Origin of the sequence: Nonomuraea longispora (assembly GCF_004348345.1) — a bacterium.
Classification (GTDB): domain Bacteria; phylum Actinomycetota; class Actinomycetes; order Streptosporangiales; family Streptosporangiaceae; genus Nonomuraea; species Nonomuraea longispora.
The window spans coordinates 1-11884 of the sequence record NZ_SMJZ01000243.1 but is presented as its reverse complement, the minus strand read 5'-3'; the positions used below and the strand labels follow the sequence as shown (position 1 = coordinate 11884).

Annotated in this window: 9 protein-coding genes and 1 pseudogene; 7 read left to right on the top strand and 3 right to left on the bottom strand. The window is 69.6% G+C overall.

Annotated features, from left to right (window positions below; genetic code table 11):
• Positions 1-280: 280 nt before the first annotated feature.
• From E1267_RS38735 to E1267_RS38715, 5 genes are all read left to right on the top strand, one after another.
• Positions 281-1273, top strand: a complete 993-nt coding sequence (locus tag E1267_RS38735; protein WP_132340464.1) for an ABC transporter permease — start codon at positions 281-283, stop codon at positions 1271-1273.
• A gap of 50 nt (positions 1274-1323) precedes the next feature.
• Positions 1324-3084 carry an ABC transporter substrate-binding protein gene (locus tag E1267_RS38730; RefSeq protein WP_165960037.1) on the top strand — a complete coding sequence of 587 codons (1761 nt, stop codon included), beginning with the start codon at positions 1324-1326 and terminating at the stop codon, positions 3082-3084.
• Between the two features lie 84 nt (positions 3085-3168).
• On the top strand, positions 3169-4182 hold the full coding sequence (locus E1267_RS38725; RefSeq protein ID WP_132340462.1) for an ABC transporter permease: 1014 nt from the start codon (positions 3169-3171) through the stop codon (positions 4180-4182).
• A complete protein-coding gene (locus E1267_RS38720; protein ID WP_132340460.1) occupies positions 4179-5204 on the top strand; it encodes an ABC transporter ATP-binding protein in 1026 nt (341 codons plus the stop codon). The genes E1267_RS38725 and E1267_RS38720 overlap by 4 nt, the downstream gene beginning before the upstream one ends.
• Before the next feature lie 244 nt (positions 5205-5448).
• Entirely contained in the window at positions 5449-6483 is a 1035-nt protein-coding gene (locus tag E1267_RS38715) for an ABC transporter ATP-binding protein (RefSeq protein ID WP_132340458.1), read from the top strand.
• Between the two features lie 229 nt (positions 6484-6712).
• Here the strand turns inward: E1267_RS38715 and E1267_RS38710 are convergent, their stop codons facing one another.
• The 3 genes from E1267_RS38710 to E1267_RS38700 form a co-directional block, all read right to left on the bottom strand.
• Positions 6713-7396: a response regulator gene (locus E1267_RS38710; protein ID WP_132340456.1), complete on the bottom strand. Its 684-nt coding sequence runs from the start codon at positions 7394-7396 to the stop codon at positions 6713-6715.
• A complete protein-coding gene (locus E1267_RS38705) occupies positions 7393-8568 on the bottom strand; it encodes a sensor histidine kinase (protein WP_132340454.1) in 1176 nt (391 codons plus the stop codon). Before E1267_RS38705 ends, E1267_RS38710 begins: the two co-directional genes overlap by 4 nt.
• Positions 8569-8766: 198 nt before the next feature.
• Complete coding sequence (locus E1267_RS38700; RefSeq protein WP_132340452.1) at positions 8767-9627, bottom strand: RecB family exonuclease; 861 nt, start codon at positions 9625-9627, stop codon at positions 8767-8769.
• Positions 9628-9810: 183 nt separating this feature from the next.
• Here E1267_RS38700 and E1267_RS38695 point away from each other — a divergent pair, with 183 nt between their 5' ends.
• Entirely contained in the window at positions 9811-10947 is a 1137-nt protein-coding gene (locus E1267_RS38695) for a site-2 protease family protein (RefSeq protein ID WP_132340450.1), read from the top strand.
• 339 nt (positions 10948-11286) lie between these two features.
• Positions 11287-11884: pseudogene (locus E1267_RS38690) on the top strand (FHA domain-containing protein); the annotation flags it as partial.

The window sequence follows — 11884 nt, the reverse complement described above, 5'->3', positions numbered from 1 at the left end:
CGATGACGACTTCTCCGACATCGAGGAACTGCTGAAGCGCCGCGGCATCAGCTGATTCGCGCGATCTGTCACAGTTCCGAGACTCAACCGGGACGCGGGCTGGACATTGTCGTCAAGATCAATACGAATGAGTTTCGCATCAATCACAGATTAGCCACATAGCGGCCTGAGGGACTGGTCAGCGCAGCTCAGGCCATAGATTCTGCCTCCTGAGGTCGCGACTCGCGGTCTAAAGTCAGTACTCCAAGACCCGTCGTCTGGTACCAGGGGGCAATCCGGCATGACCGCACCGCTAGACGTTTCCGGTTCCGCCGCAGAAGCGCAGCCGGAGTCGGTGCTCGCGGGAGCGGGCAAGGCCATCCAGGGCAGATCCCTCACCCGGATCGCGTGGATGCGGCTCAGGCGCGACAAGGTCGCTCTCACCGGCGGCATCGTCGTCGTGCTGCTGATCCTCGTCGCGGTCTTCGCCTCGCCCATCATCGCCGTGTTCGGTCATCCGCCGCTGGAGTTCCACCAGGACCAGATCGACCAGAGCACGCTCCTGCCCAAGGGCGCCTTCGGCGGCATGGGCAGCGAATATCTGCTCGGAGTCGAGCCGATCAACGGCCGTGACATCTTCAGCCGCATCGTCGCCGGCGCGTGGATCTCGCTGCTCATCGGCTTCCTCGCCACGATGTTGTCGGTGCTCATCGGCACCACACTGGGCGTCATCGCCGGATACTTCGGCGGCTGGGTCGACCTGGTGATCGGCCGGCTGATGGACGTCTTCCTGGCCTTCCCGCTGCTGGTCTTCGCGATCGCGCTGGCGGGCGTCGTGCCCGACAAGGGGTTCGGCCTCGAGGGCAACGGCCTCAGGATCGCCATGATGATCTTCATCATCGGCTTCTTCAGCTGGCCCAGCATCGGCCGCATCGTCCGCGGGCAGACGCTCTCGCTGCGCGAGCGGGAGTTCGTCGACGCCGCGCGAAGCCTGGGCGCGCGCAACGGCTACATTCTGTTCCGCGAGGTCCTGCCCAACCTGATGGCGCCCATCCTGGTCTACGCGACCCTGCTCATCCCGACCAACATCCTGTTCGAGGCGGCGCTCTCCTTCCTCGGCGTCGGCGTCAACCCGCCCACACCGACCTGGGGAGGCATGCTCTCGGAAGCTGTCCGGTTCTACACGCTGCCGCACTTCGTGCTCTTCCCGGGGCTGGCGATCTTCGTTACCGTCCTTGCGTTCAACCTCTTCGGCGACGGGCTGAGGGACGCCTTCGACCCGCGGGCGCACTGACCTTCGCCAACGCTCCAATCCCCCATCTCACTCATCAAGGGGTTAAGTCAATGAGAAGGAAAACCGCACTGGCAGGGGCCGCGACAGCGGCGCTCGTCCTGGTGCTGTCCGCATGCGGCGGAGGCGGCGGCACACAACAGCCCGCCGATTCGTCCTCTGGCGGCGCCGCGCAACCCGCGTTCAACGCCGGCCTCAACGAGGTGTACAACCCCTCGACGAAGAAGGGCGGCACGCTCAAGGCCGCCCACTCCGCCGACTGGGACAGCCTCGACCCGGGTGACACCTACTACGGCTACTCGTTCAACTTCGGCCGCCTCTACTGGCGCACGCTGACGATGTACAAGCCGGGTCCCGGCCCCGAGGGCAACACCGTGATCCCCGACCTGGCCGAAGGGCTGGGCGAGCCGAGCGACGGCGGCAAGACCTGGACGTACAAGCTCAAGAGCGGGCTGAAGTTCGAGGACGGCACGGAGATCACCGCCAAGGACGTGGCCTACGCCGTGGGGCGCTCCTGGGACAAGAAGACCTTCCCGCACGGCCCCTCCTACCTCAACGAGCTGCTCGACTGGCCGAAGGACTTCAAGGGCGTCTACGAGGACCCCGACGCCGACTACTCCTCGGCCGTCGAGGCGACGGACGACTCGACGGTGGTCTTCCACCTGAAGGAGCCGTTCGCGTCCATGGACTACGTCGTGCAGATGCCGATGACCGCCCCGGTTCCCAAGGACAAGGACACCGGCGCGAAATACAAGGAGAAGGTCGTCTCCTCCGGCCCGTACAAGTTCGAGACCAACGAAATCGGCAAGGGCTTCACGCTGGTGCGCAACGACCAGTGGGACCCGGCGACCGACCCCAACCGTCCCGCGCTGCCCGACCGGATCGAGGTCCAGGTCAACGTCAACGCCGACGACCTGGACAACCAGCTCATCGCCGGCGACATCCAGCTCGACATCGTGGGCACCGGCCTGCAGGCGGCCGCCCTCGGCAAGGTGCTGCCCGACCCCGCGCTGAAGGCGCGTACGGACAACCCCACCATCCCCAGGCTCTGGTACGTCTCGGTCATTCCCGACACGCCGCCGCTGGACAACGTCGAGTGCCGCAAGGCCGTCATGTGGGCCGCCGACCGCGTCGCCAACCAGACCGCCTACGGAGGCGAGCTGGCCGGTGGCGAGATCGCCACGAACGTCCTGCCGCCGCCCATCGTCGGCCAGGAGAAGTTCGACCTGTACGCGACCCCGGGCAACAAGGGTGACGTCAACAAGGCCAAGCAGGCCCTCGCCGCCTGCGGCCAGCCGAACGGCTTCTCCACCACCATGACCTACCGCTCCGACCGTCCTCGCGAGAAGGCGCTGGCCGAGGCCATGGAGCAGGCGCTGGCCAAGGTCGGCATCAAGCTGACGCTCAAGGGCTTCCCCGGCTCCAGCTACTTCTCCGACTACGCCGGCAACGTCAACTACGTGAAGAAGAACGGCATCGGCCTGGCCGCCCACGGCTGGGGCTCCGACTGGCCTGACGGCTACGGCTTCATGCAGGCCATCGTCGACAGCCGTACGATCCGCGACGCCGGCAACTACAACCTCAGCGTCAAGAACGACGAGGTCGACAAGTTGATCGACCAGGCCTCCGCCGAGCTCGACGACGCGGCCCGCGCCAAGCTCTGGGTCGACGTCGACAAGAAGGTCATGGAGGACGCCTCCATCCTTCCGGTGGTCTGGGCCAAGTCGCTGCTCATGCGCGGCAAGGGCCTGACGAACGTCGCCTACAACGAGGGCCAGAGCATGTTCGACTACATCTTGCTCGGCGTCGAGTGACCGTGCGAGGTACGGGGATCTAACGAAGGCAGGTGAAGGCAGAAGTGGCCTGCTCGGCGACGGGCAGGCCACTCGGCCGTAGCGGTGTTCACATACATCATCAAACGTGTCATCGGCGCGTTCGCCATGCTCATCGTCATCAGCATGGTGACCTTCGGCATCTTCTACGTCGTCCCCCAGTGGGCCGGCGCCTCACCGGAGGCCATGGCGTCGCGCTACGTCGGGCGCGCCGCGACGCCGGAGACGGTGCACCTGGTGGCCGAGCGGCTGGGTTTCAACGACCCGGTGATCGTGCAGTACGGCAGGTTCGTCAAGGGCCTGGTCGCCGGTGCCGAGTACGACTACGGCGCCGGCGTCGAGCAGTGCCCCGCGCCCTGCTTCGGCTACTCCTTCATCAGCGGTCAGCCCGTCTGGCCCGACCTGCTGGACCGTCTGCCGGTGACATTCTCGCTGGCCATCGGCGCCGCCGTCCTGTGGGTGGTGGGCGGCGTGAGCGTGGGCGTGATCTCAGCGCTGCGCAGGGGCAGCTTCTTCGACCGCCTGTCCATGGGCACCGCGCTGGCCGGCGTCTCGCTGCCGATCTTCTTCACCGGCATGATCTCCCTGGTCGTCTTCAGCTATGCCCTGGGCTGGACCCCGCCCGGCGGCGCATATACAGATTTTTCCGTTAACCCGGCCCAATGGGCCTACAGCCTGCTGCTGCCGTGGATCACGCTGGCCTTCCTGTTCGCCGCCACCTACGCCCGGCTCACCCGCGCCGGGATGCTGGAGACGATGGGCGAGGACTACATCCGCACCGCCCGGGCCAAGGGCCTGCACGAGCGCGAGGTCGTCGTCAAGCACGGCCTGCGGGCCGCGCTGACGCCCATCCTGACCCTGTTCGGCATCGACTTCGGTCTGCTCATCGGCGGCGCCATCCTCACCGAGACCACCTATACTCTCCCCGGGCTCGGCCAGTTCGCCATCCTGGCGATCAGGAACCAGGACATGCCGCAGGTCATGGGCGTGGTGCTGGTCGCCGCGATGTTCGTGGTCGTGGCCAGCCTGATCGTCGACCTGCTGTACGCCGTGGTCGACCCGAGGGTGAGGTTGTCGTGAGCTTCCTTGACGTCAAGGACCTGAAGATCCATTTCCCGACCGACGACGGCCTGGTCAAGTCGGTCGACGGGCTGTCGTTCAGCGTCGAGCGCGGCAGGACCCTGGGCATCGTGGGGGAGTCGGGCTCGGGCAAGAGCGTGACCAGTCTCGGCGTCCTCGGCCTGCACAAGGGCGGCAGGGCACGCATCTCCGGCGAGATCTGGCTCGACGGCGAGGAGCTCAACGGGGCCACGGCCGAGCACGTACGCGGGTTGCGCGGCAAGAAGATGGCGATGATCTTCCAGGATCCGCTGTCGTCCATGCACCCCTACTACTCGGTCGGCCACCAGATCATCGAGGCCTACCGCATCCACAACGACGTCTCCAAGCAGGTCGCCCGCAAGCACGCCGTCGACATGCTCGGCCGGGTCGGCATCCCCGAGCCGGGAAGACGCGTCGACAGCTACCCGCACGAGTTCTCCGGCGGCATGCGCCAGCGCGCCATGATCGCCATGGCGCTCTCGTGCGACCCGGAGCTGCTCATCGCCGACGAGCCGACCACGGCGCTCGACGTGACCGTGCAGGCGCAGATCCTCGACCTGATGCGCGACCTGCAGAGCGAGTTCAACTCCGCGCTCATCATCATCACCCACGACCTCGGCGTGGTGGCGGAGCTGTCCAACGACATCCTCGTCATGTACGCGGGCCGATGCGTCGAATACGGCTCCACCGACGACATCTTCTACCGCCCCGAGCACCCCTACACGTGGGGGCTGCTGGGCTCCATGCCCCGCCTCGACCGCGAGCCCACCGAACGGCTGATGCCCATCAAGGGGTCGCCACCGTCGCTGATCAACGTGCCGCAGGGATGCGCCTTCCACCCCCGCTGCCCGTTCGGGGAGCGTACCGAAGGCAAGGCCGAGACGGCGGCGCCGGCGCTCACCGAGACCGAGGGCGGCCACCTGGTCCGCTGCCACATGAGCCGCGACGAACGGCGCACCCTGTGGGAGAACGAGATCAAGCCCGCGCTGGAGACCTCGTGACCTTCGCTCCGGCCCGCGAGGCCGACGTTGCCCGAACGAAGAAGCCGGGTGGCGCACCGGTCGCCACCCCGGCCCGCGCCCGGAGCGCCGCCGCACACCCTGACGCGGTGGCGCGAGCCCGGGTCACCACCACCGCCGCTCACTCCGGGCCGCCGCGCCGACACGATCAGGAGAACGTCATGCCCTGGAGCTCCCCATCCGTCCACCGCGCCAGGGGACGTGGTCGTCACGCGGGAGGTGCGCGATGAGCGAGGCGAGCGCCGACGAGCTGCTGCTTTCCGTCCAGAACGTCGAAAAGCACTTCCCCGTGACGAAGGGCCTGCTCAAAAGGCAGGTCGGCGCCGTCAAGGCGGTCGACGGGATCAGCTTCGACGTGGTCAAGGGCGAGACGCTCGGGCTGGTGGGCGAGTCGGGCTGCGGCAAGTCGACGACCGGACGGCTGGTCACCCGGCTGCTCGAACCCACGGCCGGTAAGATCATCTTCGAGGGCGAGGACATCTCGCACATGTCGCAGGGCCGGCTCAGGCCCCTCCGCCGCGACATGCAGATGATCTTCCAGGACCCCTACTCGTCGCTCAACCCCCGGCACACGGTCGGCGCCATCGTCGGCGCTCCCTTCCGGATCCAGGGCGTGCGCACCGAGAACGGCGTCAAGAAGGCCGTACAGGACATCTTGGAGCTCGTCGGGCTCAACCCCGAGCACTACAACCGCTACCCCCACGAGTTCTCCGGCGGGCAGCGGCAGCGCATCGGCATCGCCCGCACGCTCGCGCTCAGGCCCAAGCTGATCATCGCCGACGAGCCCGTCTCCGCGCTCGACGTGTCCATCCAGGCCCAGGTCGTCAACCTGCTCGAAGACCTGCAGAACGAGCTCGACCTGACCTACGTCGTGATCGCTCACGACCTGTCGGTGGTGCGCCACATCAGCGACCGGGTCGCCGTCATGTACCTGGGCAAGATCGTCGAGATCGCCGACCGCAAGCTCCTGTACAGCTCGCCCATGCACCCGTACACCAACGCCCTGCTGTCGGCGGTGCCGGTGCCCGACCCCAGAGGGCGGGCCGGTCGCGAGCGCATACGGCTGACCGGCGACGTGCCCAGCCCGCTCAACCCGCCGCCCGCCTGCCGCTTCCACACCCGCTGCTGGAAGGCTCAGGACATCTGCAAGCAGGTCGAGCCGCCGCTGGAGCAGCTCGCCAGCGGCCACCGGGTCGCCTGTCACTTCCCGGAGAACGCCCCGCAGGCCGCCACGACCCCCGCCGCCACCGAGGACGCCTGACCCCGGCCGCGCCCTGCGCTGCAACCGGCCCGGCCGATGAGACGCGGACGAGGTGGTGACGCCCGCCGTGCCCCGGAACGCCGTGATCCCGGGTGACGCGCCCTGCGGCCGGAACCGGCCGAGGTGCGCGCCGCGCCTGCCCGCGGCCGGCGAGGTCGGTCGATCGGGTCTGACAGGACTGAGGGCCGTGCGTAGTGTCCGGAGCACGGCACGCGGACCGGAGCGGGTGTCAGGGCATGGCGCCCGGCGTGATCAATCCCGTCTCGTACGCCAGCACCACGGCCTGCACCCGGTCGCGCAACCCCAGCTTGGTCAGCACGTTGCCGACGTGCGTCTTCACCGTGGTCTCGCTCACCACGAGCTTGGCCGCGATCTCCGCGTTGGACATGCCCTTCGCGATCAGCCGCAGCACCTCCAGCTCCCGCTCGGTCAGCCGGTCGAGCCGCGCGGGGGTGGCCTGCTCGTGAGCGGGCGGCAACCGCGTGGCGAACCGGTCGAGCAGCCGCCGGGTCACGCTGGGCGCCACGATCGCGTCGCCGGCCGCCACCACCCGAATGGCCTGCACCAGCTCGTCGGGCGGCACGTCCTTCAGCAGGAACCCGGAGGCGCCGGAGCGCAGCGCCTCGACGATGTATTCGTCCAGGTCGAATGTGGTCAGCACCAGCACTTTCGGCACGTGCGCCGACGGAGCCGCCTCCCGCACGATCCTGCGGGTGGCCTCGATGCCGTCGACCCCCGGCATCCGGATGTCCATGAGCACCACGTCGGGCAGCAGCGCCCGCGTCTGCTCCTGTGCGCCTTTGCCGTCGCCGGCCTGGCCCACCACCGTGATGTCGGGCTCGGCCTCGAGAATCAGGCGGAATCCCGTACGCAGCAGCGGCTGGTCGTCCACCAGCAGCACCCTGATCGTCATTGACCGTCCTTCAACGGGAATCTCGCCCGCACCTCGAAACCGCCCCCCGGTAGCGGGCCGACGCTGAGGATTCCACCATAGAGGGCAACCCTTTCACGTATGCCCACCAAACCATGACCGGGCCGCCCGGGTGCCCCGGCCGCGCCCCTGCCGTCGTCGGCCACGCGTACGTCCAGCTCGTGGGGTGCGTGGCGGACGGTCACCACCGCCTTCGCCCCGGCGCCCGCGTGCCGCAGACTGTTGGTCAGCCCTTCCTGGACCAGCCGGTAGGCGGCCAGGTCGACCCCCGCGGGCAGCGGTGGCGGCTCGCCCTCGATGACCAGCCGCGTGGGCAGCCCGGCCTCGCGCATCTGCTCGATCAGCGCGGGCAGGTCCTCCATGCCCGGCTGCGGGCCCAGCTCGGCACGGGCGTCGGTGCGCAGCACGCCGACGATGTTGCGCATCTCGGACATCGCCATCCGGCCGGTGTGCTCGATCGCCGTCAGCGCCTCGCCGGCCAGGCCGGGGTCGGAGGACAATACCTTGCGCGCCGCGGCCGCCTGCACGGTCATCACGCTGACGTGGTGGGCCACGACGTCGTGGAGCTCGCGGGCGATCCTCGACCGCTCCTCGGCCCGCGCGGCCCGCGTGTCGGCCGCGCGTGCCCGCTCCAGCCGCGCCGCACGGCCTCTCAGCTCCTCCATGTACGCCCGGCGCAGCCGCAGGCTCCGGCCCGCGCCCCACACGGAGATCAGCACCATGGCCACCACCACGTGGTCGCCCAAGGTCGTGGCGCTGGGCGGGCCCGCCGCGGCGCCCAGCGCGTACGCCAGCACCGCGGCCAGCAGCCCGCCCAGCGCCATCGCCAGCCCCCGGTTGGAGGCCACGGAGTAGAGCAGCACCAGCCCGGACAGGCCCGGCACCCCGGTGCTGTATCCCAAACCGGTCAGCAGCGTCTCCGGCACCAGGCCCGCGCACAGCGCCGCGAGCGGCCACCGCCTGCGCGCGGCCACGGGGGCGCACGCCAGCAGCACCAGCAGCGCACCGAGCGGATCGGGCTCGCGCACACCGTCGACCGCCAGGTCCCCGGACGACAGCCGCCCATGTTCGTAGAGAACGAACAGCGCCACCGAGGCGGCGGCCACCACCCCGGCGAGCACCGTGTCGTGGAACCTGGTCCGGTCTATCCGCACCGCTTCACTGTAGGCCCAGGCCAGAACGCGTAACCTCCTCCCTCGGGAGGATTAGCCCGCCCGTGGGTCCCCGCTTGTGCGTCCCCACCCGTGCGTCCCCGGGCGGTGCGTTCCCGAACCGCGCCCCGGCCCGCGCCCGCGCGTTCCGGCCCGTGGCCGTTGCGCCTCCCGGGCCGGGCAGCGGCCCGGGAGGCAGGCTCAGAGCTCGTCGGTGGCCGCGCGGCGGCTGCTGCGGACGGTGTCGCCTGGCTGGCGGTCGGGCACCGGCGGCGGGGTGCCGCCGAACTCCGGGCACAACGCCTGGTGATCGCACCAGTCGCACAGCCGGCTGCGCCGCGCACGCCACTCGCCCGACTTCAGTGACCGCTCGATCGCCGCCCACAACGCCATCACCTTGCGCTCGGTGGCGAGCAGGTCGGCCTCGTCGGGCGCGTAGCGCAGCACCTCGCCCTCACCCCCCAGGTAGACCAGCTGCAGCAGCCGGGGCACCTGCCCGCGCAGCCGCCACAGCACGAGGGCGTAGAACTTCATCTGAAATAACGCCTTGGCCTCGAAGTCGCGCCCCGGAGCGTTGCCCGTCTTGTAGTCGACCACCCTGACCTCGCCGCTCGGCGCCACGTCGAGGCGGTCGACGTAGCCCCGCAACATCAGCCCCCCGTCGAGCACCGCCTCGACGTAGAGCTCCCGCTCGGCGGGCTCCAGCCGCGTCGGATCCTCCAGCCTGAAGTAGCGCTCCAGCATGCCGCGCGCCTGCGCCAGCCATTCGGCCTGCTCGGCCTCGTCGGCGAACATCTCGCCGTATTGAGGGTCGTCGTCGAGCAGCCGCCGCCACTGCGGCTCCAGCAACTCCAGTGCCGCGCTCACGGAACGCCGCGGCGCCGGCAGGTCGTAAAGTCGCTCCAGGACCGCGTGCACCACCGTGCCGCGCACCGCCGCCTGCGACGGCTTCTCGGGCAACTGGTCGATGACCCGGAAGCGGTAGAGCAGCGGACATGTCATGAAATCGCCCGCCCGGGACGGGGAGAGAGCTCCGATGATCGCCGGATCGGTCAATGTCATGCACCGCACTCTAGGTCAAGAGCCCGACAGAATAATGCCCGCGAAACGAGGATCACGTGATCCGGCGCGTAGCATCGAGGCAGCAACAGCACGTGCCAACGGGAGTCCGTGACACGGACCGCGCCCGGCCCCCCGGCCGGGCGCGGCGACAGGTTCCCCACGGCGAGGACGTCAAGGAGTGCGGTGAGCGAGCAGAGCCCGCGACAGGAGTTCTCCGGCATTCGGATGGGAAAGCCGTTCGGCATTCCGGTGTACGTCTCGTGGACGTGGTTCATCGTGGCGGCCTTCATCACCATGCTCGTCGGGCCGAGGATGCAGATCATGCTGCCCGAGCTCGGCGACACGGCCGCGTACGCCGTGGCGTTCGTCTTCGCGGTGCTGCTGTACGTGTCGGTGCTGCTGCACGAGCTGGCGCACAGCGTGCTGGCCAAGGCCTACGGCCTGCCGGTGCGGCGGATCACCCTCTACTTCCTCGGCGGCGTGTCCGAGATCGAGAAGGAGCCGCCGACGCCGGGCAAGGAGTTCCTGGTGGCCGCCGCGGGCCCCGCGCTCTCGCTGGCCCTGGGCGGGCTCGGGCTGGCCGCCGACGTCTACGTGATCAACGACGGCGGCATCCCTGAGGCGCTGGTCTGGCAGTTGTGGGTGGCCAACCTCATCGTCGGCGTGTTCAACCTGCTGCCTGGCCTGCCGTTGGACGGCGGCAGGATGTTGCGCGCCGGCGTGTGGAAGCTCACCAAGAACCCCGGCTCCGGCACCGTCGTCGCCGCCTGGGGCGGCCGGGTGCTGGCCGTGCTCCTCGTCGTGGTGCCGGTCGCGGCGACGATGTCCGACGGGCGTGAGCTCGACCTGACCGACCTGCTGTGGCCGATGGTGCTGGCCATGTTCATCTGGCTCGGCGCCAGCCAGTCGCTGCGCGTGGCCAAGATCCGAGCCAAGATCCCTCAGGTCAACGCGCGCACGCTCGCGCGCAGGGCCATCCCCGTGGCCGCCGAGACGCCGCTGGCCGAGGCGCTGCGGCAGGCGGGCGAACGCCGGGCCGGGGCCATGGTCGTGGTCGACCACGAAGGCCGGCCCCTCGCCATCGTCAGCGAGGCCGCCGTCCAGGCCACGCCCGAGCACCGCCGCCCCTGGGTCAACGTCGGCTCCCTCGCCAAGTCGCTCGATCCCGACATGGTGCTCGCCGCCGACCTGGAGGGCGAGCCCCTCATCGACGCCATGCGCGAGTCGCCCGGCAGCGAATACCTGCTCGTGGAGCGCGGCGGCGACATCTTCGGCGTGCTGGCCACGGCAGACGTGAACCGCGTCTTCACAGGCGTCTGATTTGTCCCACTCGTTTAAGCGGCAGCCCCCGGCTAGGGTCGTGTCCAGCAGTTTCGGGTGGGGCCGGAGCCGACTCTGGCGATTCTGCGATGTGACGACAGGCCGATAGTGTTCTGTTTGGCCAGACTTGCACAGTTGAGGGGTTTGCCGCGGTCGACCGGTTCACCGAATCGAGACGAGGGGGCCGCGACGCGGCCTCGTCGTCGGGGTACGTATGGCTGGTGACCAGCACGGCAGTGCGGGTGCCGTAACACCGCCGGCTTCCGGGGAGGAGAGTTGAGTGACCGAGCGCAGCGAGGGCACCAATGAGCGCAGCACGGTCGTCATGAGGGAGGACGCATGACCGACCAAGGCTTCGGAGTGGTGCGTCCGCTTCCTGGAAATGGGCTGGTCGCCTACGAGGGCGGGCTGCTGCTCGTGTGCGACGCCGGCGAGTCCGCGGCCGACGACCTGCTGGAGGCGCTGCGCGCGACGGCCTCGTCAGGCGGGGACGGCCGGGCGCTGGCCCGGCGCGCCGCCCAGGTGCTCGCGGCCAACATGGCGGGCGACCCGGCCACCTGCGCGGTGGCCGGCCCCGTCGGCGACGGCGTGGCCGTCCTGGTCAGCGGCTCCGCGGCGGCCACCATCGGCACCCCTGGGGGTGAGACGCGGCTGGCCGGCAGCGACTCGCTGACGTGGGCCGACCGGCTCGTCACCGGCACCGTGGAGCGCGTCGAGCTGAGCCTGCCCGGCGCCGGCAGCCCGCACCCCGCGGTCCGGTTCGACGGCGGCGTCGTGCACGGCGGCGGCCTCGTGGGCGACTTCTCCGAGCAGCCCTCGGCCACGGCCGTGTCCAGGCCGCTCACCAGCGAGCTGCCCGCCACCGGCATCCACGTCGAGCCCGATCTCATCCAGCCGCCCCCGCAGCAGCAGCCGGTCGATCGCCCTCCCTACCCGC

Bases quoted from the DNA above. Each gene is read 5' to 3' on its own strand.
- E1267_RS38730 (WP_165960037.1), top strand. From the start codon at position 1,324: ATGAGAAGGAAAACCGCACTGGCAGGGGCCGCGACAGCGGCGCTCGTC.
- E1267_RS38715 (WP_132340458.1), top strand. From the start codon at position 5,449: ATGAGCGAGGCGAGCGCCGACGAGCTGCTGCTTTCCGTCCAGAACGTC.
- E1267_RS38700 (WP_132340452.1), bottom strand. From the start codon at position 9,627: ATGACATTGACCGATCCGGCGATCATCGGAGCTCTCTCCCCGTCCCGG.
- E1267_RS38735 (WP_132340464.1), top strand. From the start codon at position 281: ATGACCGCACCGCTAGACGTTTCCGGTTCCGCCGCAGAAGCGCAGCCG.
- E1267_RS38710 (WP_132340456.1), bottom strand. From the start codon at position 7,396: ATGACGATCAGGGTGCTGCTGGTGGACGACCAGCCGCTGCTGCGTACG.